Source organism: Arenibacter lacus (assembly GCF_008711145.1).
Lineage (GTDB): Bacteria > Bacteroidota > Bacteroidia > Flavobacteriales > Flavobacteriaceae > Arenibacter > Arenibacter amylolyticus.
In genome coordinates this window covers 27,102-51,536 of record NZ_VVIN01000006.1, presented here as the reverse complement: position 1 = coordinate 51,536, position 24,435 = coordinate 27,102, and the positions used below count along the sequence as shown (strand labels likewise).

14 protein-coding genes are annotated in these 24,435 nt (G+C 40.3%); 6 read left to right on the top strand and 8 right to left on the bottom strand.

Translation table 11 applies throughout. The features are described 5' to 3' along the window. Window positions 1-177: 177 nt before the first annotated feature. Window positions 178-444, bottom strand: a complete 267-nt coding sequence (locus F1E73_RS03845; protein ID WP_086476918.1) for an ATP-binding cassette domain-containing protein — start codon at window positions 442-444, stop codon at window positions 178-180. 978 nt (window positions 445-1,422) lie between these two features. On the opposite strand from F1E73_RS03845, the gene F1E73_RS03840 reads away from it, so the two are divergent. Beyond that, window positions 1,423-2,913, top strand: a complete 1,491-nt coding sequence (locus tag F1E73_RS03840) for an acyl-CoA dehydrogenase family protein (protein WP_150451135.1) — start codon at window positions 1,423-1,425, stop codon at window positions 2,911-2,913. A gap of 235 nt (window positions 2,914-3,148) precedes the next feature. On the opposite strand, the gene F1E73_RS03835 is transcribed toward F1E73_RS03840, so the two are convergent. The 6 genes from F1E73_RS03835 to F1E73_RS03810 all read right to left on the bottom strand — a co-directional run bounded on the left by F1E73_RS03835 (window position 3,149) and on the right by F1E73_RS03810 (window position 13,952). Further along, a complete protein-coding gene (locus F1E73_RS03835; RefSeq protein WP_086476920.1) occupies window positions 3,149-3,562 on the bottom strand; it encodes a response regulator in 414 nt (137 codons plus the stop codon). Window positions 3,563-3,732: 170 nt separating this feature from the next. Further along, window positions 3,733-4,440: a hypothetical protein gene (locus F1E73_RS03830; protein ID WP_150451134.1), complete on the bottom strand. Its 708-nt coding sequence runs from the start codon at window positions 4,438-4,440 to the stop codon at window positions 3,733-3,735. Continuing rightward, window positions 4,437-7,781 (bottom strand): alpha-amylase family glycosyl hydrolase, encoded by a 3,345-nt coding sequence (locus F1E73_RS03825; RefSeq protein ID WP_150451133.1) that lies wholly within the window; start codon window positions 7,779-7,781, stop codon window positions 4,437-4,439. The genes F1E73_RS03830 and F1E73_RS03825 overlap by 4 nt, the downstream gene beginning before the upstream one ends. 56 nt (window positions 7,782-7,837) lie before the next feature. Further along, complete coding sequence (locus F1E73_RS03820) at window positions 7,838-9,196, bottom strand: SusF/SusE family outer membrane protein (RefSeq protein WP_150451132.1); 1,359 nt, start codon at window positions 9,194-9,196, stop codon at window positions 7,838-7,840. 15 nt (window positions 9,197-9,211) lie between these two features. Beyond that, complete coding sequence (locus F1E73_RS03815; RefSeq protein WP_086476972.1) at window positions 9,212-10,747, bottom strand: RagB/SusD family nutrient uptake outer membrane protein; 1,536 nt, start codon at window positions 10,745-10,747, stop codon at window positions 9,212-9,214. 121 nt (window positions 10,748-10,868) lie between these two features. Then, window positions 10,869-13,952 carry a SusC/RagA family TonB-linked outer membrane protein gene (locus F1E73_RS03810; protein WP_086476924.1) on the bottom strand — a complete coding sequence of 1,028 codons (3,084 nt, stop codon included), beginning with the start codon at window positions 13,950-13,952 and terminating at the stop codon, window positions 10,869-10,871. 266 nt (window positions 13,953-14,218) lie between these two features. Between F1E73_RS03810 and F1E73_RS03805 the strand changes: the two genes are divergently transcribed. From F1E73_RS03805 to F1E73_RS03785, 5 genes are all read left to right on the top strand, one after another. Beyond that, complete coding sequence (locus tag F1E73_RS03805) at window positions 14,219-15,268, top strand: LacI family DNA-binding transcriptional regulator (RefSeq protein WP_086476925.1); 1,050 nt, start codon at window positions 14,219-14,221, stop codon at window positions 15,266-15,268. A gap of 116 nt (window positions 15,269-15,384) precedes the next feature. Further along, window positions 15,385-16,761 carry an MFS transporter gene (locus F1E73_RS03800; RefSeq protein WP_086476926.1) on the top strand — a complete coding sequence of 459 codons (1,377 nt, stop codon included), beginning with the start codon at window positions 15,385-15,387 and terminating at the stop codon, window positions 16,759-16,761. Window positions 16,762-16,934: 173 nt separating this feature from the next. Beyond that, entirely contained in the window at window positions 16,935-19,241 is a 2,307-nt protein-coding gene (locus tag F1E73_RS03795; RefSeq protein WP_150451131.1) for a glycoside hydrolase family 65 protein, read from the top strand. An 11-nt stretch (window positions 19,242-19,252) separates the two neighbouring features. Further along, a complete protein-coding gene (locus tag F1E73_RS03790; RefSeq protein WP_191088979.1) occupies window positions 19,253-21,172 on the top strand; it encodes a glycoside hydrolase family 13 protein in 1,920 nt (639 codons plus the stop codon). Between the two features lie 16 nt (window positions 21,173-21,188). After that, a complete protein-coding gene (locus tag F1E73_RS03785) occupies window positions 21,189-22,619 on the top strand; it encodes an alpha-amylase family glycosyl hydrolase (protein WP_086476929.1) in 1,431 nt (476 codons plus the stop codon). Between the two features lie 230 nt (window positions 22,620-22,849). Here F1E73_RS03785 and F1E73_RS03780 read toward each other — a convergent pair whose 3' ends face one another. Then, complete coding sequence (locus F1E73_RS03780) at window positions 22,850-24,310, bottom strand: potassium/proton antiporter (protein ID WP_150451130.1); 1,461 nt, start codon at window positions 24,308-24,310, stop codon at window positions 22,850-22,852. Window positions 24,311-24,435: the final 125 nt, after the last annotated feature.

Genomic DNA, 24,435 nt, shown 5'->3' with positions numbered 1-24,435 from the left:
GAAGTTTAGTTAATGCGTAAGAAATATACAGGGATAGGCACCATGCTTTTTTACCAATTAAAGTATTCGGAATTATGGACATCTTAGCCACCCTACAGGGAAAGACGGGAAGAAGAGGATAAGCCATATACTGTAAGATGGGTAGTAGCAAGGCTACATTTTATAAGTCCGCATCCCTTAGTTAGTTCCTGCCAATTCCTCAAAGTTTAGAATACGATCACAGATTTTTTTCAATAAAGGAAGCTCGTGACTAATAACCAACATTCCAAGTTGCTGGCGCTCTACCAGCTGCAAAACAGTTTGCCATATTTGTGTTTGGGTAATGGCATCGAGCATAGTTGTCATCTCATCTGCGATTATAAATTTTGTTTCTGGTGAAATGGCTCTAGCAAGGCAAAAACGCTGTAATTCCCCACCGGAAAGCTGTGATGGGAAACGCTGCATCCACTCCTGTTGTAAATTGTATCCTTTTTTATTATGACCACCATTATATATGAGTTAGCTTAACCGCTACCCAATACATAACTCTAATAAAAAAAGCTACTTAGCTTATCTTAAATAATCCTTTGAAGTATTCTGGAATATTTTTGCTTTGCTAATCTTTTGAGTGCTTTTTGAAAAGCATAATCTTCAAATTTATTTTATTAGAATAAACGAGAAATTTGAAAAAATCTATTTTGCTAATCTTAACACTCATGGCAAAGTTAGTACCTTATATGTTGACAACAATAACAAACATCGCACATTTAGCAATTTTATAACACAATCATTAGCGAATCATTAATTATGCCTTACAGTATTTAATCCATCAAAAGTCCCTTTGAAATAAATTTGGGAAACATACTTACCTGACATAGAACATCCTTGGTTAAGGTACCTAGGTACACCAGTGTGATTTTGGCATAAAACAAAGCCAACCCAATTACAGGATCCTACAAAATATTTCTTAACAGAAATAGGACAACAACCCTATTTATAATGAATACTTTAACACATATTCCTACACCAAATCAAGTAGTATTCTGATTTTTAATTTTAGTGGAGGTACGCAAAGTCTAAATCCCAACAATTGGAGGCAACTTCTTATTGGGGGAATACTGATTAATATCAGCAGTTATATAAATTGACTATCCTAATTTTGCATATTTATAAAAGAGTTTATTAATTTTGATTACTTCTAAAAGGTCTACAGTTAAATGGCAACTACAGGCAACTAGATCACACATAGCTTTTTTAATTTCATTAAACTAATAGGCTGAGCAGTTACATTTTACATACATTTCTAGAATAAAGCGACTTCCTTCCCATAGCAATCCTATAATTCCGACATAAAAATTGATGTAAGGACTTAAAAAAGTATGGTTAATAAGGTATAGAAGGAGTAGATTTGCAAAAACAATTATTTATTTATTACAATACAGTATGCATAAAAATTTCCAAGAGTATATAAAGGAATTTGAAAAGGTTCTTAAGAGCGTTTTTCACGAAAGATATAATATTGATCAATTTAGTAACGAACGAGGGATACCCCCTGTAGCCCTAAGGGAAATTATGGGGAAGTCTCCTTTATCCGTGGCTATTCCTGAAGAATTTGGAGGAAGAGGCCTAAAGGTTAAGGAATGCTTGGGCATCTTATCCTCGGCTTCGTACGAATCCCTTTCCTTATCTCTGACCTTTGGAATAAACATCGCATTATTTTTGGAGCCGGTAGCCAAGTATGCCAATGCTGATATAAAAGCCAATATTTTTGATCGGTTTCTAAAGAAACAAAATATGGGGGGTCTTATGATCACCGAACCAGATTATGGTAGCAATGCACTTGGAATGGAAACCTATAATGAAAAGGAAGGCGACAGTTATAGGGTTAAGGGTACCAAACACTGGCAAGGATTAACGGGTATGGCAGACTATTGGCTTATTGCCTCTCGTGAAAAGAATAGTAAGGGGAACCTAAATAGAGACATCGATTTTTTCATTTGTGATGTAACCCAGCCCAATCAGCAGATTATAGTAGAGGAATACTATGACAATCTAGGGCTCTATATGATTCCTTATGGTAAAAACAAGGTAGATATTCTTGTTCCTTCGCAATATAAACTGGAGCCTGCTACCTCTGGAGTGAAAATGATGCTCGATATTCTTCATAGAAGTAGGATGCAATTTCCAGGGATGGCCCTTGGTTTCATTAAGCGAATGCTAGATGAGTGTATACAACATTGCGAAGCTAGGATCATTGGAAACAGCAAGTTAATTGAGCTAGACATGGTTCAATACCAAATATCAAAGGTACAATCGGCCTTTACTATTGCTTCGGCCATGTGCTTTAGAAGTAGTACCCATAGCGGTATTGATAAAGATCTTGCCGATGCGGGTGTTGAAGCCAATTCTATGAAGGCATTTGTAACCGACCTTATGCAGGAATCGGCACAAATAGCTACGCAGTTATACGGCTCTACCGGATTTAAGATGGAGAACATAGCCGGAAGGGGAATTATGGATACTAGGGCATTTCAGATTTTTGAAGGATCCAACGAAATGCTTTATACGCAAATTGCCGAAATAATAGGAAAAATAATGAAGCGTAAAAACGATTACAATGTGTATGCATTTTTAAAAGAGTTTAACCTAACCGATCGTTCGCATCCTCACTTTAAGGATATTATCGATTTCTCTTTTACTCCAGGCTTAAAACAAAGAAAACTAGTGGAATTAGGTAAAATATTCTCTAGAATTATCTCTTTGAATTTTGTGCTTGAAATGGAAGAAAAAGGATTCCGTAAAGATCTTGTTGCCAATTGCGTGGAAGTCATAAAAGGAGACGTAGCCAATTTGGTGAATTCTTTCCAAAATAAGAATACCGTAGTACAGGTTGCCGACTACCAAGAAAACAGTGATTGGTATAATTTTGTATAAGTAGGGATATCCTGCTCCTAGGCAGTCCCTACACAACCACTAAAAAAAAAGGCGCTTCCAATCCCTTGTATAAGGAATTGGAGCGCCTTTTTTAATTTGTTTATAAAGTTATAAGTCCAAAAACCAATGATCTATTTCCGGCTATCCTTAAGGGTGCCCGGCCTGCAAATTAAACTCAAACCTGGTGTTAGTACAATGATATACTCTAGTGCATGGTATTAGGAAAAGAGGGGAACTAGCCAGACGTGGTATTTAAGTTCTGTTTGTTGACCAATATTTTCTCCACATCCAGTTTCGTCAAGGGTTTATTGAAACACCCCTTTACCAAAGGGTGCTCCGATACCTTTTTCCTAAGCTCTTTATTACTAAAGGATGAAAGTACATAGATGTCCGTTGGAATATTTGGACTATAGATATTGTTAAATTCTCTTAGAAAATCCCATCCGTCCATATTTGGCATCTCTAGATCCAAAAACAGAATATCTGGAAGTTGTTTACCATCGGTGAGCTGATCGGTAAATGTTCTCAATCCATCTTTCGCAGAATCAAAACTTATAAAAGCACAGCTTTCTATAGCCTGTTTCATTCTATATTGCGTAGCGAATTGAGATACCAAGTCGTCATCTATAATATAAACAAGTGGATTCATAGATAATTGTAAGCATTCAATGATGAAAAATGCTTCCTCTATTACAAAAATACATCATAATCCAAATTTTCACGAGTAGATTGCTAAAGAAGAATCTTACTTGAGTTCTTCACTTTCTTGATTATTTCCTACTCTTTATACTTGCAAGCACCAAATTTTCTATCGTCATCCTAGTTCACCTTGAACTGAAATATTTCCGAATTGGACGTATTCCCCTCTGCATCGGTAGTGACCACCTGCCAATAATAGGTATTCCCAGAGGTAACCGTTGCTACCTTGTTCTGGTCCGTTACTGCCCCTAAACTAGACAGTGGTGGATTGGCCACATCCAAGAATAACTCATATCCTTGGATATCATTATCGGGGTCGGATCCCTTCCATCGAAGATTAATAGTTCCCTCGCTAGCGGTAACGCTAGCGCCCATTTCTGGCGCCACCACTTCAGCTGGAAAAGGAGCATAACTTTGGGTCCCCTCCCCTGCCAAGTAAAAGCGATAGGTAGTACTCTGTGCGGGTTGGTTAATTTTATTTGAAGTAGATACCACATACCATGAGTAAGGTTCTCCCTTGTTCAATTTAACGAAGATTGATTCCGTAGTACTGGAGTGTTTGGTTGTTTGTTGCGAATCTAGATTAGTGATTACCAAGCTATAATTGTCCGTATGTTTAGACGCCTCCCAAATAAATTGCACCTCGCTTTGGGTATCGGACACCGATTTTCCATCCAAGCATACCTCTTCGTTGGCCGGACTGATAGGTGTAGCAGGGGTTGGCGGTGTGGCTATGGGTTCTGTAGGACTATCATCGCCACCACCACCGCAGCTAATAAAAATAGTGATGAGGGAAAGGCCTAGTAGTTTTATGAAGGGGTTACTCATAATTTAATAATTTTAAAAGTTTCGTTAATCGTCTTACCTTTCACCTGTACCAGGTAGTTCCCAGAAATGAAATGGGCAGTAGCTACCCGTACCGTTCTATCAGCTCCAATTTGCTTCTTCTTTTTGTAAAGCATTCTTCCCGTAAAATCGAAAATGGTTACGGTTACCTCGTTATCCATGCCTCCGCAATAAATAGACAGTTCCGAATCTACCGGATTGGGATAGTACTTTACATCTTCGGATACAATTACCTGGGTTTCAAAGGTCCCTTGACAGGGAACTCCGGTAGTTACTTTAATACTGTTTACACCTGCCATTAAGGAAAGCGTTAGAGTATCCTCCTTGGTTATGGAAGTTTTCCCGTTTAGGGTTACGTAATACGATGCACCTCCTTTTAAGGAGAGGGAAACGCTTTTTGAAGATCTGTCTATTGCTGAAAAAACCGATAAATCCTCTGGTTCACTAATTTCGATAGAGAAACATTGTTCATAGGAAGACTCCCCTTCTACCTCAAAACAAAGGGAATAGCTACCCGGTTTTAAATTTTCTATTCCCAAACTATCCGTGAAACTACTAGTGAAGTTATAATCATTAGGGCCCAACAACCTTGCCGTATAATTATGGCTGGCAGTTGCCGAAATATCAATTTTGCCATTATTGGCCGATTTACAGTTTACGCTGGTAGATGAAATTCGGTAATTGGTAACGGGCAAGGTAAACACCTTACAACCGTTTACATCTACTGTTGCTCCGAGAGGGGTATTAGGACATTCATCTTCTGAATTAATTACCCCGTCACTATCCAAATCATTAGGGTCTACAAAAGGTTTATCCCCATAAATTAAAAACTCCCCAGGTTGCAAGCTAATGGGACTAGACACTTGGGTTACCTCCAAAGGACGGTTTCGCTTCATTAAATTATACCAGGTTCCGGTTTCCTGAAAGTCAGGAGCTACCTGCACTGTAGTCAACCCAAAATTACCAATAACCACCACGTATTTAATATCCGTTTCCGAGGCGTCATCGAGCGTTAAATGAATACGCTTCATCCCACTTGCATCGGAGAGATCCATTGAAAAATTGGAGGTGGAAAACACTGGAGCATCCGTTTTTAGTTGTATTAGTTTACGATAGGTATGGTATAGTGCCCACCTATTGGGGTCCTCTGCATATTCCCAAAGGATGGGCTTATTACCCACCCGTCCATTTTGATCTATGGAAATGTCATATCCCAACTCCCCAAACTGCCAAATTAATTTTGGTCCGGGGACAGTAAAGAAAAAAGCCGCTGCCGTCCCCATCCGTTCCAAGGCTATTGGCAAAGATTTGGTGGAATAGTTTTCCGTGGCGTTTCCAAAGTTTAAATTTTTAAACATTAATCGCTCCTCATCATGGCTTTCCATATAAGAAATTGCCGAAGGGGTGGTAAATCCTTTTTGCAAATAGGAGACTCCAGAAAAGTTAGATTTTCCGCTACTGTGGTAACCCATGGTGGCTTCATTATAAGGGGTGGTCTGCTTATTCCAGAGCATAATACCCTTCCCCTCATCAATCCTATATTCTGCCCATTCCCTTTCTTCCTGTATCCCTCCTAAATGCTCAAAAATCACATAAAAATTAGGGTTTACTTCCCATTGTTTATCGGCGTATTGCTTTAATACATCCACTCTATCTTGCTGATATGCATTGGTACAGGCATCGTTATTGGAAGCACAATTTTGGGTAAAACCCTTGGTGAGGTCCCATCTAAAACCGTCTATCTTAAATTCGTCAATCCAATATTGCGCCGTCCTTTCTACATAATATTGCGTAGCTGGAGATTGATGGTTAAAATCATTAAAAACGCTATAGGAGTGTTTTGCTTCCTGATTAAAGAAAGGATTATTGGTAGTTGCTGTTCCCCCAAGGCCGCCATTGGTATCGTTCCACAGTCTAAAATAGGGGTGCTGCCCAGTAGCATGATTATAAACAACATCTAAAATTACCGCCATTCCACGTTTGTGGCATTCATCTATCAAGGCTTTTAAGGCATCTTTGGTTCCGTAGTATTTATCCAAAGCCATATGGAAAGATGGATTATAGCCCCAGCTTTCATTTCCATCAAACTCATTAATAGGCATTAGCTCAATAGCATTTATTCCCAACGACTGCAAATAATCCAAACGTTCCTTTAAAGCATCAAAACTGTGTAACTCATCAAAATCTCGCAGTAAGACTTCATATATAACCAAGTCTTCTTTCTTGGGTGCTACAAAGTTGGTTATCTGCCATTCATATTCCGCCTCACCGGTACGCAATACCGTAACCGCTTCGGTGGTTAAATTAGTGGGATAATCTGGAAGATTTGGAAAGGTAAGCTCATTGATGTACTGATCGGAATAAGGGTCTAATATTAGGGTAGAATAAGGATCGGCAATATTAATTTCAAAATTGACCAAATATTGGTACAAATGATCTTTTTGCGGTGTTAAACCCGTTAGTTCTATCCAAAACCTGTCTTGCGAACTGTCTTTCTTCATCAGGTAAGTATCGTCTATTTCCCAATTATTGAAATCTCCAATCACGTGAACAAATTCCTTAAATGGGGCATAGAGCACCAAGGTAGCCTTAGTTGGGTCTAAAGGATCTAGGTTTATACCGTCTAACATTCCATCGGGAACAGGTACCTCCTCTACCGTTGGAGCAACCACTGCTTTAAAAGCTACGGATTTCGTTTCCCCGTCATGGGTAGCCTGCAAAACAAACTGTGTATTTTGAGTGACCGAATAATCGAAATTATAATCGGTGATGGCATCTTGTTGATCTATTTCTATTCCATTGGCAGTAAGTACAAAATTGGATGCCAATGAAGTGCTGCCCATAATATTCAATAATTCCCCGCTGTTTACCACAGTGGTACTTTCTGCGGGAGCTATTAAATTAAGTTGAAAAGCACCTACGGCAAAAATATGGTCCTGTGTTTTTTTATCACCATCCCCATTTTTGGCCTTAACCAAGACTCCAATCTCCCCTATATTGGTCCTATTGAAAAAAGTACTGGGAGTTAAAGAGAAACTAAAGGTACCATCCCCATTATCGCTTAATTTTTGTGCCTCATTGCTATTAGTCCATGTTCCATTAGTTGGGGAATCTTGGGAGTTTTGCCCATTGGCATCCAAGGACCAGGCCCAAAGGTAAAGGTCTGTCACCCCCCATTTTTCCGGATCTACGTTCCCTACGGTCAGGGTAATTTGGTCGTTCTCCCCAAAAGCTTCGGGTGATACAGCAAAGTTTGCCGTTTGCACCTGGGAAATAGCAAGGCTAGAAATTAGGAAAAGTAGTACTGGTAATAGTTTTCTCATACAGTTGGTATTAAAAAAGGGCCGTAGAAAATCTACAGCCCTTTATAAGTAATTGGTTATTCAATGGTATAGGTGGGGGAACTCTCATCTGAGAAATCGAGGGTAATCCTATACGTTCCTGCAGTGACTGCAATATTATTATCGGAATCCCTATCCAAAACCCCGTCTAAATTGGCGTCTCCATAATCTTCTCCCCAAGTATCGTTAGGGCGAATTTTTATTTCTCCATCCCCTAGGGTAATATCGATAGTCCACACACCAGGATTGGCAAAATCTGGCGTAAACTTACTATCCGGCCCATCCCATCCATTTGGAGTTGCAGAACCTACCAGCCCCCATATTTTAGTTTCAGTAATGGAATACTCCAAGGTATTAAAATTAACGGTTACCAAGTAGTAGCCAGCGGTTACAGCAATATTGTTATCGGCATCCTGATCCAATACTCCGTCTCCATTTGCATCCCCATAATCGCCACCCCAGGTATCATTCATTCTAACTTTTACTTCTCCATCTTTCAATTGTACTACCGTTTTAAAGGTGTCGGTATTATAATCATAAACCAATTTGGTATCCGGTCCGTCCCATCCGTTTGGCGTAGCGGATCCTACCAGTCCCCAATAGAAAGTTTCAATGGTATAGGAATTATCGCTCCAATCTATGGTGATCCTATAGGTTCCTTCGGTAACCGCAATATTGTTATCCGGGTCCTGATCTAAAATTCCATCGTTGTTTGCGTCTCCAAAATCGCCACCCCATGCGTTGTTTTGCCTAAATTTAATTTCGCCATCCACCAAGTTTGCATAGGCTACAATTACATCTGGATTATCGGTTGTATAAAAGGGAATATCTGGCCCATCCCATCCATTTGGGGTTGCACCACCCACAACACCCCAGGTAGAAACTTCAATACCACTACCTTCTCCCTTGGCTTCTGGAAGCACCACATTTAGAGCGGTTACGGTAGAGATACTTTCTGGTGCGTTTTCTCCCCCATCTCCAATAAATGCCCTGACCCTAAAATAAAGACTCCCGGAGTTTGGCATATCGGCGGTATCTGGATCATTATCCAATCCGGCAAGAGCTGCCAAGGCCAGCATTTGCTCTACGGTAACGCCGTAGTTGTTCTCTGCCGTTGAACCTAAAAGGGTAAATTCTGCGAAATCTTCGGTAGCTGCCCCATGAAGCTCGAAGCTATTGGGAGTAGCCACTCCAAAATTAGGAGCATTCCAAACAAAACGCTCCGCAATATTCTTTTTGGTTTCAGAGGTTAATACATACTCGTTTAAAAAAGTATTGGTAAACATCACCTCTTCCGACGGTTCCGGCGAGCTAATAAATAAATTATCATCTTTCTCACAAGACACCATGCCTAGTGCGATCAAGATAAATAGTCCTATAATTCTTATGTTTTTCATGCTTATGGTTTTTGTTTAGTATCCGTTATTTTGCTTTAAATTTGGGTTGGCTTCCAAGGCCTGTAAGGGAATTGGGAACAATTTATAGGTGTCTGGAATGGCTGTTCCGCCTGCGACACCACCTTTCCACGGCCATAAATAAGTACCGCCTGTAAATTTCCCAAAACGAATTAAATCCGATCTCCTATGACCTTCCAAGTTTAACTCCCTGGCTCTTTCGTCCAGAACGTAATCTAATGATAATTCGCCCTGGCTTATTGGGTCCGCATTAGAACGGTCCCTCACCAAATTCACGTAATTCAGTGCCTTCTCCAAATTAGTTCCCGTCCTAAGGGCACACTCTGCGTACATTAAATAGGCATCCGCCAATCTAAATAGGGGGAAATCCGTACCCGAAAAAGGAGTGGGTGCCATAACAGGCGACACCGCATTGGTATTTCTAAACTTGATTGAGGGATAACCATCCGTCCAAGTTTTGTAATCGGTCATTTCGTAAGAATGCCCCTCTGTAAAAAAGAGTTTAGCTCTATCGTCAGTAGCAGTGTCCAGATCCCCAAACAAACCATACCAGGCCTTGGTTGCCCTGTGGCCTCCCCAGCCTTCTGTTAACCCATAGTCTGCCAAGGTCATGGTTTCGGAACTACTGCCACCATTTACGATATACGTAGTGTTTCCGTAACTCTGACTATTTAAAGCATCTGCAATCAAAGGAAAAATAATCTCTGGCGAGGTATTATTATCCCCAGAAAAAACACTGACAAAACTATCTGCCAGACGGTAGTTACCATTATCGATTACTTTGGAAATGGCTTCCATAGACGCGGCATATTTAGGAGTACCCACATATACTTCAGCATTGATATACAGCTTGGCCAATAGCATTTGACCTACTGCTTTGTTGGCTCTACCATAATCATTGTTCTCTGGCAAGGTCTCCACAATCTCCAATAATTCGGATTCCACGTAATTAAACAGCTCTTCCCTAGTGGCTTCGGGAAGGGGTGCCGAGGTACCAAAGTTTTCTTCGGTTGCCAAAACCCCTTTTCCAAAGGTATCTATGAGATAATAATATGCCAATGCTCTAATAAATCGTACTTCCGAAATTACGGCTTCCTTATTTTCCGTATCCACATTATTGAGCACGGAAAGTAGGTTGTTACACTGGGGAATGGTATAATATATTCTATTGTACAGGTACCTAAAGAATTTATTATTCTCATCCCAGTTAGAGGTAGTCGTCAATTGATCTAACCCATCATCTCCCCATCTATTTTTCATGGCATCGGCAGTGAAATCCTGCAAGTTTACAATTCCACGTAAAAAGGGCGATTCCCCAGCATCATCACTAATATCGGAGCTACCTGGCCCATCTGGCCCGGACAGCGCAAAGGAGCCGTATAATCTGGATACGATCCCCTCTACCGCATTGGGGTCTTTTCTTAAAAGTTCAGCCAAGGTGAGTTCCACCAAAGGGTCGGTATCCAAATCTTTTGTACAGCCCATATTTATAAAGAGGGCCATTCCTAAAAATGCGGTTATTATTCTTTTCATTTGTTTTATTTTATATGTTTTTCTAACGTCACCCCAAATTCTCTTGGGAGCAAATTTCCATTCCACCTTGTGCCATCCAATCCCATGGGATTTTAAACTTTCCAAGGTGATTCCCCTCTTCCTAAAAATCTAAATTTAATCCTAGACTAAATACTCTTGGCCTTGGATAGAAATTTGTATCGATTGCGTTGAAATTCTCCGGATCTTGTCCACTATAATCACTTATCACAAATAGGTTATTGGCAGCTCCATAGATTCTTAATGAAGCATTCTCCAAGAAATTTGGAATACGATACCCCAAAACAATATTCTCACTTCTTAAGAATGAAGCATCCTCTAAAAAGTAATCCGAAAAGGGAATGTTCCCCTGTACGTTTACCATAGCGGTATTGGCATCACCTCTGTAAAAATCCAACACATTGCTTAGGCTATTGCTATTATTAGGAATGGCATTGTCTATCCAACCGGTAGTTAGCCTCTTGGCATTATATACCTTGCCTCCTATTTGCCCCCTAAAACTTGAGCTTAGGTCCCAATGCTTATAATTTAGGTTTATTCCAAAACCATAGGTCCAATTAGGCCTTAAGGGTTGGTAATACCTATCATCATTATCTAATACATTATCTCCATTTAAATCTAAAAACGCATTGGATATGGGATTGCCATCTACATCATAGATCTGCTTAAACACCCATGCGGAGTAGGGCTGGAAACCTACAGTATGGTATCCAATTCTAACTCCAGTCCCTGTAGGTAAGCCAGACTCATCTGCAGTAATTCTAGAAACGTCCTTAAGACTGGTAACCTCAGACCTATTATACCCCACGTTAGAATTAATCTCGAACCTAAAATCTTGGGTGTGTATTGGTTTTAAGTTTAGGTTAACTTCAAAACCTTTACTTTCTGTTTCTCCCACATTTTGAACAAATGCATCGGTCAAGGCCTGTCCTGGAGGAACCGACGTCCTAGCTAATAGGTCTTTGGTTTCTTTTTTATAAAAATCTACAGCACCTGATAAAATATTGTTGTTGAAGAAATCGAAATCCAGCCCAATATTATAGGTAGTCGTTTTTTCCCAAGTAAGATCTGGGTTAAATGCCCTAGCAGAATATAAGGATACGCCAGACAAATATTGACTGGTACTGCTACCCACTACAAAAAGTGGAGAGGATGGATAGTATCCTACGGCCCCGGTAATATCTTGCTGTCCGGTTTTCCCGGCCCCTAGCCTTAGCTTTAGGTCGTTAATGACATTGGAATTCTCAGCAAAATCCATATTTCCTAATTTCCAAGCCACTGCGGCGGCAGGGAAGTAGCCCCATCTATTTTCCTTGGTAAATAAGGAAGATCCGTCTGCCCTAAAGGAGAGGGTTAGCAGTACCTGATCCAAGACATCTATATTGGCCCTTCCAAAGTACGACTGCAGGTTTAGCACATTATAATATCTGTTATTAGGGTTTTCCAGATTCTCCTGTACCTCCCTAATTCCCGTTTCATTATTGTAGCGGTAAATTTCCTTGTTCCCGTCATTTTTGAAATTTTGATAAGAATAGCCACCCTGTACTTCCACTCTTCTTAGGAAACCATCTAATTCCTTGGCATAGACCAAATAGGCATCCAAGGTGGTGTTGGTCATATCTTGATTTTCCCGGTAGTTAACCCCAGGGTTAAACAGATAATTGGTGTTAATATCCGTATTGGCATTATCAAATCGGTAAGTAGCCAATGAATTATCGGAAAACGTTTCCTCTATCTTAGCCTTGGATCCTTCCACACCTAGATTAAGGACTGCCCTCAATTCTGGTAGCGAATGCAATTTATAATCGAGTTCCACATTCCCGAGGAATCTTGCTACCTGCTCTGGTCTTTGTCGCTGTTTTAACAAGGCCAAGGGGTTATATTGTCCGTCTAATATCAATCTATTTCCGTCTACCACCGTATTTTGGTAATAACCTCCAAAACGGTTATCGGGATTAAGATCGAATGCAGGTTTTGTAGGATCCATATTTACGGCTCCTCCAAGAGCGCCCCCCTCATCAATGGCATTTTTGTCTGAGAAAAGTCCCTTTGCATTTACATCTACTTTTAAATGATCGTCAAAGAAAGTGGGTGTTAATTTAACGGATAAGCTTACTCGCTCATAATCATTCGTTTTTACCACTCCGGCCGTATTGGTATAGCCAATGGAACCTCTGAATGGTACCTTACCCCCTAAATTTGCTCTGGCACTAAAGTTATTATTGGAAGAGATGGCAGTTCTATAAATCTGATCTTGCCAATCTGTATCGTAAATGATTCTTCCTTCTATCTCTTCTGTTAAGGGATCATCGCTTAAGGAGCTGTTAGGGTCCTTCACTCCCAACAAATTGGTAAAAGATGGGTGATATTCCTTGATGAATCGCACATAACTATCACTATCCATCACATTTACCCTTCTATTTACCTTGCTTACAGAAACATCGGATGAGAAGTTAAATCTGGCCTCTCCAGAAGTTCCCTTTTTGGTGGCGATGATAATTACTCCATTGGAAGCCCTAGATCCGTAGATTGCCGTGGCCGATGCGTCTTTCAACACACTAAAGCTTTCAATATCATTAGGATTGATAAGCGATAGTGGGTTTCCTACTCCTGCCGGATTGGTGTTATCTATTGGGATACCGTCTATTACAATAAGAGGGTTGTTGTTCGCCGATAGTGACGACCCACCTCTTATCCTAATATTAGGAGCCGAATCTGGCTGTCCGCCGTTTGTAGTGATTCGTACTCCAGCCATTTTACCGGTAAGCAACTGATCAGCAGACACCACTGCCCCTTCATTAAAATCTTTGGAGGACAAAACATCTACCGCTCCGGTTAAATCAGATTTTTTAGCGGTACCATAACCAATAAGGACTACTTCGTCCAGTGCTTCCACGGATTCGGTCATTTCCACATTTAAGGTAGTGGAGGTTACGGCTACCTCTTTATCGTGATACCCAAGGGATGTAAATACCAAGATATCGCCCATATTGATATTGGCAATTTCAAAATTTCCATCAAAATCGGAAATAGTACCCTGTGTGGTACCTTTTACCAAAACATTGACTCCCATTAAGGGAATATTGGATGTTTTATCCGTTATTTTCCCTTTCACCATTTCCTGGCCAAAAAAGAGCAAAGGAAAAAAGAGAAACACACCTATAAAGATGCTTTTTAGCTTATTCATACAGTTAGATTGAGTTAATAATTGGTTAATACCTAATACACTTCTACTTTTTCGCATGGTGAAAATATGCCCTTAACTTTAAATTAACAAGGTGCAGCATTCACGCAACGCGTTGCATGTTGACAACTTTTGTATTTTAGGGATTTTATTCTGTCATATCGATAATAATAAAAAGAAAAATCCCCCTACTTTGCAATGCCAATAGCTTTGGCCTATAGTGGGGGCATTGTTATTAACCATATTAAATAAAGTATTACCTATAAAAAATGAGGCCTAAAATCACCATAAAAGATATAGCAAAAGAATTAGACGTATCCCCCTCTACCGTATCCAGAGCATTGAAGGACAATCCTGAGATCAGTGAGGAGACAAGGAGAAAAGTACAGGCATTTGCAGCCCTGCACAACTACCGACCCAATATGCTTGGTCAGAAGCTGCGCAACAATAAAACGATGGTTATCGGGGTGGTTATCCCAGAAATTGTACACCACTTTTTTTCTATGGTTATAAGTGGAATAGAGAAAATTGCCAATGATAGGGATTACAATGTAATGATTTGCCTATCTAATGAATCCTATGAAAAGGAGAAGCTAAACGTACAAATGCTAGCCAATGGTAGCGTAGATGGTCTTTTAGTCTCCATTGCCAAGGAAACTTTAGAGCGAGGGAATTTTGACCATTTAAAAGAATTACAATCCTATAATATTCCCTTGGTGCTGTTTGATAGGGTGGCGGACGAAGTGCCTTCGGACAAAGTAGTAGTGGACGACTTTGGGGGCGGCTATAAAGCTACCAAACACCTGATGGAAATGGGCTGTAAGAACATCGCAATTATATCTACCCCAGATTATATTAATGTAGGGGCATTGAGAACCAAAGGCTATATCAAAGCCTTGGAGGAAAATAAAATTCCCATAGACAATCGACTTATACTAAAGGTGGATGATAAGTTAGACCTTAGCCAACAGATAGCCCAATTCATGGACAATAAGGAGGTAAGGATTGACGGCATCTTAGGGGTAAATGAAATATATGCAGCGATCGCCATTAAAATTGCCAAGGAAAAAGGAATCTACATCCCCGATGAACTAGCGGTAGTTGGATTTACGGACGGATTGATATCCCTATTTTCCACACCGGAAATGTCTACCATTAAGCAACACGGGAAAACCATTGGAGAACAAGCTGCCGAGTTATTATTAGATCGTATTCAACAGCAGGATAAGAACAAAGGGTATGAACGAAAGGTAATTTCAACGGATTTAATTGTTAGAAAATCATCCCAAAAAACAACAGGTATACCGATCATTAATTAATTTTTATATATTTACCACGCTAAACTTAAAGTTAAGCACCTAGTATTCTTTTCACTTCGCACCATTTCCCCTTCCATTTTACAGGGTAGGGACGCAATATTTTATACAATAAAATTATGGAAAAACAGAAACTAGGTTTCTGGCAAATCTGGAACATGAGTTTTGGATTTCTCGGAATTCAATTTGGATTTGCTCTTCAAGGTGGCTTTATGTCAAGGATATTTCAAACCTTGGGGGCAGAAAAGGAAACCATCCCTTTAATATGGATTGCAGCTCCTCTTACAGGTTTAATTGTACAGCCTATTATTGGCTATCTCAGTGACAAAACATGGAGTAATCGCTGGGGACGAAGAAGGCCTTACTTTTTAATAGGGGCTGTCTTAAGTTCCGTAGCCCTATTTTTTGTACCCTACTCCCCTACTTTGTGGATTGCAGCCGGATTTTTATGGATATTAGATGCCTCCATCAATATTTCCATGGAACCCTTTAGAGCTCTGGTGGCCGACAAGCTCCCGGACTCACAACGGTCCTATGGTTTTGTGGTTCAGACCCTGATTATTGGGATTGGTACTTGGGTGGCTAGTAACCTACCCTGGATGATTTCCAAACTAGGCGTAAGTGATTCTGCCCCCTCTGGAGTGGTCCCCATGTCTGTAAAAATAGCATTTGCCATAGGTGCTTTCGTTTTCTTAGCGAGTATTCTTTACACTGTTTTCACCACTACAGAGTACCCTCCAGAAGATATGGAGGCCTTTGAAAAGGAGAAGGCCAAGAAAAATAGGTTTGTTTCAGATATGGTAAACAATATAGGGAACATGCCTTCTACCATGAAGAAATTGGGGGTTATCCAGTTTTTTAGCTGGTTTGCCTTTTTTACTATGTGGAGTATGGCCAATCCGGCCCTTACCGAACATGTTTTTAACGATCCGGCACCCATAGAGGCCCATTTTAATATGAACGATCCCCTACAAGTAGAGGCATTTAATGAAGAAAACACGGCTTTCCAAAAATCGTCTAACTTAGTAGGTGCCTATATGGGCGTTTACGGACTATCTTCCATGGTATTTGCATTGGCCTTGGTCTTTTATACTTCCAAGAGAAATGTAAATCGAAAATGGGTGCATATGTTCTCCCTCTTTTTAGGAGGAATCGGGTTTATATTAATGTACTTTATTCCCTCTCCGGAGTACCTTGCCCTCTGTTTTATCCTTATAGGGATTGCCTGGGGAAGTATTTTATCTATGCCCTACGCCATGTTATCAAGCTCTGTAGACCCTAAGAGAATGGGCGTCTTTATGGGTATCTTTAATATGTTTATTGTATTGCCACAGATTATTGCGGCATTGGGAGGAATTAATATTATATCGAAGCTGCTGGGGGAAGAAACCATCAATGCCATGGTGATAGCTGGCCTAAGCCTGCTTTTGGCTGGTTTATTCAATTTGTTGATTACCGATAAACACGCCATCTCTTATCAAATAGAGGAAAATTAAAAACGTTGGGCAATGGGAATGGTTTGGAGATGAGAATCCACACCCGTAGCACAATTACCAAAAACAAGGGAATGCTTTTTGCGAAACCCACCTTTTACCGATTTTATAAACAGGGTGACTTAAAGCATCAAACAATTTAAGAACACAATCTTATTTTTATTAAAAACACTGCAATGAATCAAGATTATATAGTACCTAATGAGTGGTCCATTATTGAGGAAGGGTTTAATCCGGAAATGGTTAAATCTTCGGAAAGTTTATTTAGTCTGGGCAATGGCGCCATGGGACAAAGGGCAAATTTTGAAGAGCATTATTCTGGTCCCACCTTTCAAGGGAGTTATATAGCTGGCGTCTACTATCCAGATAAAACAAGGGTTGGCTGGTGGAAAAACGGGTATCCTGAGTATTTTGCCAAGGTATTGAACGCTCCTAATTGGATTGGAATCAACATTAAAATAAATGGGGAGGAATTGGACCTATTCAGCTGCAAATCCGTATCACAATTTAGGCGTGAGCTAAATATGAAGGAAGGCTGGTTGTCCAGAAGTTTTACAGCAACCTTAAAGAATGACACCAGTATTAAGGTAGAGACCAAACGTTTTTTAAGCCTAAGCTTAGACGAGGTTGGAGCCATCTCTTTTAATATTACCCCATTATCTGGAGACGCTAAGATTACCTATAGTCCCTATTTAGATGCGGGCATTACCAATGCAGATAGCAACTGGGACGATAAGTTTTGGGAAATTACGCAAGTCTCCCAAGAAGATTCCATGGCCTTTATTGAGGCACATACCCTAAAAACAAATTTCCACACCTGCACCTTTATGCAGTCGCAGTGTTTTATCAATGGCTTGCAAGTAGATCTCAGTCCCACCGTAGAAAAGTTAGATAAACAGCTAACTTTTCATTACAGCGCAGAAATAGAACAGCATCAGATATTTAGCATCCATAAGTACGGAGGCTACACTACGGATAGGTATCACAACAAGGAGAATTTGATCCCAGCAGCAAAAAAGGCCCTTAAGAAAGCTATAAATTTGGGGTTTTCCAATCTTTTGGAGACTCAGAGAATTGCTTGGGACAAAATCTGGGAAACCGCAGACATCACCATTACAGGTGATATTAAGGCACAACAGGGCATTAGGTTCAATATCTTTCAACTAAACCAAACCTATTTAGGTACAGATGCCAGATTAAATATTGGCCCCAAAGGCTTTACTGGTGAGAAATATGGAGGTAGTACCTATTGGGACACGGAGGCCTATTGTCTTCCATTCTACATGGCTACCAAGGAGCAGCAAGTAGGGAGAAACCTTTTGGAATACCGATATAACCATTTAGAAAAAGCTATAGAGAATGCTGAAAAGTTGGGCTTTACCAATGGGGCTGCATTATATCCCATGGTTACCATGAATGGGGAGGAGTGCCATAATGAATGGGAAATTACTTTTGAGGAAATCCATAGAAACGGTGCCATTGCCTTCGCAATGTATAACTACTATCGCTATACGGGTGACTATTCTTATATCCCTGAAAAAGGTTTGGAAGTTCTGATTGCCATTGCGCGCTTTTGGCAACAAAGGGCAACCTTCTCTACTTATAGGAATAAATATGTAATACTAGGCGTAACGGGACCCAACGAGTACGAAAACAACATCAATAACAATTGGTACACCAACTATATTGCACAATGGTGCTTGCGATACGCCCTAGAGACCTTGGCAACGGTAAAAAAGGACTATGAGGCAGATTACCATAGGGTTGTATCTAAAGTAGCGCTTACCTCAGCGGAAACTGATATGTGGAAGTCGGTGGCCGATAATATTTTTTTTCCTTATTCCGAGGAACATCAGGTGTTTTTACAGCAAGATGGCTTTTTAGACAAAGAGCTTGAAACGGTAGAAAGTCTAGACAAATCACAGCTTCCAATAAATCAGCATTGGTCTTGGGACCGAATTTTAAGGTCGCCCTATATTAAGCAAGCAGACACCTTACAAGGTTTTTATCTGTTTGAAAATAAGTTTACGACGGAAGAAATAGAACGTCACTTCAATTTTTATGAGCCTTTTACGGTGCACGAAAGTTCGCTATCTCCGTGTGTACATAGCATCCTTGCTGCTAAATTGGACCGTATGGATCAGGCCTATGACTTTTATTTAAGGACATCCAGATTAGATCTGGACGATTACAATAAAGAGGTGGAAGAAGGCCTACACATTACCTCAATGGCAGGTACTTGGATGAGTATTGTTGAGGGATTTGGGGGAATGCGAGTAGTAGAAGATACTTTAACGTTTCAACCCAAAATTCCAAGTCAATGGGAATCGTACTCCTTTAAGGTTATTTTTAGAAACCGTACCATTAAAGTCACCGTTTCCAAGAATGAAACCAAGTTTACCTTGGTACAAGGAGAGGAATTACAGCTATCCGTGAACGGTAAATCGGTAGCTATTTCAAAAAATAACAGTGTTACCCTATAAAGTAAGCTTAAATGAGATATAAACATTTCGCTTTCTGCTTTGCGATACTGTGGATCACTTCCGCTTGCTCCACGGAAGGCAAGGGGAAGTCAATGGATCCCCACATTACCGAAGGGATTGGTGTTGAACGGGTAGAGCCTCCCCATTGGTGGATTGGTTTTAAAAACAGGGAATTGCAATTGTTGGTAAAGGATCCGGATATTGCTAAAAGTATTCCAGAGATTAACGAAGACGGAATTTCCATAAAAAAAATAACTGAGGGCAAAAGTCCCAATTATTTATTTTTAGATTTGGAGTTTTCCCAGGATTTAAAGCCCACAAAGTTCACTATCAACTTTACCTTCCAGAACGGCCTAATAAAAACGCATACCTATGAACTAAAAGGGCGGAATGGATCTAGTGAAGAATTTGTTGGATTTAATAGTTCGGACGCTATTTATCTGATTACTCCCGATAGGTTTGCCAATGCTGACCCTAAAAACGACCGACTCCCCTTTCTAAGAGAGCAAACGGTAGATAGAAATGAGGATTATGCCCGCCATGGAGGCGATATTAAGGGAATTACAAATCACTTGGACTATATTGAAAAGATGGGTTTCACCGCAATTTGGCCCTCTCCCTTATTAACCAATGATATGGAGGAACAATCCTATCACGGCTATGCCATCACCGATTTTTATGGCGTAGATCCCCGCTTTGGAAGCTTGGAAGATTATAAGGAACTGGTAAACAAGGCCAAGGAAAAGAGTATTAAAATAATAATGGACCAAGTGGCCAACCATTGCGGATTGGAGCATTGGTGGATGAAAGACCTTCCCTTTGATGATTGGGTTAATTATCAAGGAGAGTTTGAAAACCAGGAAATCATTCCCCATTCTAACCATAGGAGAACTACTAATCAGGATCCCTATGCTTCGGAACAGGACAAGAAGGCCATGACTCATGGATGGTTTGTGGATACTATGCCCGATTTAAATCAGCGTAACCCCTTTATGGCCAAGTATCTTATTCAAAATAGTATTTGGTGGATAGAGACTTTGGGACTCGGGGGAATTAGGCAAGACACCTACCCCTACCCAGACAAAGAGTTTATGGCTAAATGGGCAGGTGAAATTATGACAGAATATCCCCAATTTAGTATTGTTGGGGAAGAGTGGAGCAACAACCCTCTTCTAATTGCCTACTGGCAACAGGGCAACCAGAATAAGGACGGCTATAATTCCAATTTAAGGTCTACGATGGATTTTGCTATGCAAAATTTAATTATTGAAGGTATTAAAGAAGAAGAGAATTGGAATTCTGGCCTAATTAAAATGTATGAAGGACTCGCCAATGATTTTGCATACCCTTCTCCCCAAGATATTGTGGCCTTTTTGGACAATCATGATATGGACCGTGTATATACGCAGTTGAACGAAAACCTAGTGGATACCCAAATGGCCCTTAGCTATCTTTTGGTATTGCCTCGAATTCCCCAGCTGTACTACGGAACAGAAATATTGATGCAAAACTCCAAAAAACCTGGAGATCACGGTTTAATTAGGACCGATTTTCCTGGCGGATGGGAAGGAGACGCCGTAAATGCATTTACAGGTGAAAATCTAAGCACGGATCAAAAAAACATGCAGTCTTTTCTAAAAAGTCTATTGAATTATAGAAAAGAGAGCGAAGCGATCCACAAAGGAAAAACCATTCATTTTGCACCAACTAATGGGGTTTATTTACTTTCCCGAATGTATGAGAACGAAATTGTGACCCTCATAATCAACAAAAACAAGGATCCTTACACCTTGGATCTCACTCCTTACGCGGAACTTGGACTTCAAGGAAAAACCTTGAGAAATGTGTTAACCAATACGACCCATGTCTGGAAAGACAACATAGATCTTTCCTCTAGGGGAGCTACCCTATTAACCACTAAATTAAAGTAAACTTAAATTGAATATAATGAAAAACCCATTTGCCATTTTCTTCCTTATTGCGATATTATTTTCTTGTAAGGAAAAACCCCAACCAGCAACGGTCTTAAAAGACACGTCTCCCATTTCTATTACAGAAGCTAAAGAAACGGCCGTTATATATGAAGCCAACATCAGGCAATATTCCCCTGAAGGAACTTTTCAAGCTTTTACCAAAGACCTTCCTGTACTTAAAGAACTAGGCGTAAAAGTATTGTGGGTAATGCCCATAAACCCCATTTCTGAAGTTAAAAGAAAAGCCACTGGGGATACGTTTACCAGCGATATAGAAGATGAGGAAGAACGTAAAAAGTATTTGGGAAGCTATTATTCGGTTTCGGATTATAAGGCCGTAAATCCAGAATTTGGGACGCTAGAAGATTTTAAGGAGTTGGTAGATACTGCTCACAAAAACGGGATTTTGGTTATTGTAGATTGGGTGCCCAACCATACAGGCTGGGACCACCCTTGGATAACAGCGCATCCAGAATACTATACTAAAAACGACCAAGGGGAAATTATAGACCCTCTCAATCCCGATACGGGAGAGTCTTGGGGCTGGACCGATGTGGCAGATTTAAATTACGACAATATGGAGATGCGTAAGGAAATGATTAACGATATGAAGTTCTGGGTAGAAGAGGCCAATATTGATGGATTTCGTATGGATGTAGCCCATCAGGTACCTCCTGCATTTTTTAAGGAGGCCATAGCCAAAATGGAAAAAATAAAACCTCTTTTTATGCTAGCGGAAGCTGAGCAACCAGAATTATTGCAAAATGGATTTGATATGCAGTATGGATGGGAAGTACACCATATATTTAATGAGATTGCGAAGGGCACAAAAAATGTTTCCGATTTTGATGAATACATGGTTAAAACCAGTGCCACGCTAAAAGATGGTGGAATCAATATGAATTTCATTACCAATCACGATGAGAATTCTTGGAGTGGTACTTTGGAGGAGAGAATGCCCGACAGCAAAGAAATCTTTACGGCCCTCACCTATCTTATGCCTGGCATGCCCTTAATTTACTCTGGACAGGAATACGATATGAATCATCAACTCAAGTTTTTCGAGAAAGATTCCATCCCCAAAACAAAAGGTGCCTATTTTGATTTATTGGTGCGTTTAGGTGCTCTAAAAAACAACAACGGAGCCTTAAATAGCAGTGAAGAACTAAGTACTTATCAGCGTATAAACACCTCCGAGGATGCCTCTATTTTAGCGTTCAGCAGGGAAAACAAGGAAGACAAAGTTATCTTTATTGGCAACTTCAGTGATACTGCCATAAAGTTTAGCCTACCCTTAAGCGAAAAGTATCAGGATTATCTATATTCATCAGACCTAGAGTTTGAAGGTACTGCCAACCTGGATCTGGCCCCTTGGGAATATTATATCCTCATTGCCAAACCTTAGTCCATAACCTCTGTGAAAGCCCGCCTATACAGTACGGGCAAGCCCGCCTGAATTGTACGGACAATCCCAAGTGGTATGGGAAGGTAACTACTGATATTAACTGAAAGTCTTCCTGAACGAAACGAAAAGCTAAATGTTAGTAGGTTCAAATATCACTTAGTGAGTAAAACAAAGGAAGTATAACATACAAGAAAGCCCATGTTAGTTATTATTAACATGGGCTTTCTTATTTATTTTCTCAGCACCCTATTCACTTCGTCTATAATTTCCTCCTTATCTGCTAGCACAAATAAGGTATCCTTATCTTCAATTATAGTAGATCCATTAGGAGTAATAAACTCGCCGTCTCTTTTAATCATGGCAATGATAGCGTGCTTTGGAAAGCCCAACTCTACAATTTGCTTATTCGCCGCATAACAGTCGGTCCCAACAGGGATTTCCTTTAGCAAGGTTTTTGGATTATCCATCAACAACATATCGGTAGCGGTCATTCTTTTCTCCTGTGCAGGTAGGGCAACTCGTAACCATTTTGCCACCACAGACAGCGTGGTCCCTTGGATAAGTACGGAGGTAACGGAGATAAAGAATACGATATTAAAAATCATATCGGCCTTATCTATCCCCGCAAGCAACGGGTAGGTGGCAAATACGATAGGCACCGCACCCCGTAGACCAACCCAAGAGATATAAACCCGTCTCCTAAATTTCATTTTAAAGAACATAAGGCTTAGCATTACACTAACGGGCCTGGCAACAAGGATTAAAAAGAGTGAGATAAGCAAACCTATCCCCATTACCGGAATAATATGGGAAGGATACACCAAAAGACCCAGGGTTAGGAAGAGTACAATCTGCATCAACCAAGCCAAACCATCAAACATTTTTAGTATAGAGCGCTTGTGTATAAGATCTTGATTACCAAGGTACACCGCACAGATATAAATGGCTAAGAAACCGTTTCCGCCTACAAAATCGGTGGCGGAAAAGGTGATGAACATCAGGGCGATAACCAAAACGGGGTAAAGCCCTTGAAAATCCAACTTTATTTTATTGATAACATATTTACTGATTTTTCCAAAGGCAAATCCGGCAATAGCACCGACTACCATCTGCTGTAAAAACTTGGGTACAACGGACCAAATACTTTGGTCTTGGTACACCACCAAAGTTAAGAACGAAATGGTAAGCACATAGGCCATGGGATCGTTACTTCCACTTTCCAATTCCAAGGTAGGCCTTAGATTCTTTTTAAGGGCGAGATTTTTAGATCTTAAAATAGAGAAAACCGCTGCTGCATCCGTTGAGGATACAATGGAGCCCAACAACATGCTTTCATAAATAGTAAAATCCGTAATATAATAGACAAAGGTCCCTATAGAGACTGCCGTTAGCAACACCCCTACCGTAGATAGCACCACCCCTTCCCTAAGGATGGGCCGCACTTCGCCCCAGTTGGTATCTAACCCTCCGGAAAACAGTATAAAATTTAAGGATACAATCCCTATAAATTGCGCGATCTTAGGATCGTCGAAGTGTATATCTACAAGTCCGTCTGCACCCGCCAGCATTCCAACCCCCAAAAACAGTAATAAGGTAGGAACCCCAAATTTGTAGGAGGTCTTTCCCACCACAATACTGATTAATAGGAGTAATGATCCAACTAATAAAATATTCTCGATGGTTAAGTGCATAGGTCCCTCTTTACGGTTTTCGCAAAAATAACCCTTCTTTATAAATTAGGTGAACATCTGGGTCTAAATTTAAAATTAATGGTAAAAATCACCGCTTATTACATTTTTTTTATAGATTTGTTTCC

Coding starts and splice junctions, on each gene's coding strand:
- F1E73_RS03845 (WP_086476918.1), bottom strand. CDS start 444: ATGCAGCGTTTCCCATCACAGCTTTCCGGTGGGGAATTACAGCGTTTT.
- F1E73_RS03840 (WP_150451135.1), top strand. CDS start 1,423: ATGCATAAAAATTTCCAAGAGTATATAAAGGAATTTGAAAAGGTTCTT.
- F1E73_RS03835 (WP_086476920.1), bottom strand. CDS start 3,562: ATGAATCCACTTGTTTATATTATAGATGACGACTTGGTATCTCAATTC.
- F1E73_RS03830 (WP_150451134.1), bottom strand. CDS start 4,440: ATGAGTAACCCCTTCATAAAACTACTAGGCCTTTCCCTCATCACTATT.
- F1E73_RS03825 (WP_150451133.1), bottom strand. CDS start 7,781: ATGAGAAAACTATTACCAGTACTACTTTTCCTAATTTCTAGCCTTGCT.
- F1E73_RS03820 (WP_150451132.1), bottom strand. CDS start 9,196: ATGAAAAACATAAGAATTATAGGACTATTTATCTTGATCGCACTAGGC.
- F1E73_RS03815 (WP_086476972.1), bottom strand. CDS start 10,747: ATGAAAAGAATAATAACCGCATTTTTAGGAATGGCCCTCTTTATAAAT.
- F1E73_RS03810 (WP_086476924.1), bottom strand. CDS start 13,952: ATGAATAAGCTAAAAAGCATCTTTATAGGTGTGTTTCTCTTTTTTCCT.
- F1E73_RS03805 (WP_086476925.1), top strand. CDS start 14,219: ATGAGGCCTAAAATCACCATAAAAGATATAGCAAAAGAATTAGACGTA.
- F1E73_RS03800 (WP_086476926.1), top strand. CDS start 15,385: ATGGAAAAACAGAAACTAGGTTTCTGGCAAATCTGGAACATGAGTTTT.
- F1E73_RS03795 (WP_150451131.1), top strand. CDS start 16,935: ATGAATCAAGATTATATAGTACCTAATGAGTGGTCCATTATTGAGGAA.
- F1E73_RS03790 (WP_191088979.1), top strand. CDS start 19,253: ATGAGATATAAACATTTCGCTTTCTGCTTTGCGATACTGTGGATCACT.
- F1E73_RS03785 (WP_086476929.1), top strand. CDS start 21,189: ATGAAAAACCCATTTGCCATTTTCTTCCTTATTGCGATATTATTTTCT.
- F1E73_RS03780 (WP_150451130.1), bottom strand. CDS start 24,310: ATGCACTTAACCATCGAGAATATTTTATTAGTTGGATCATTACTCCTA.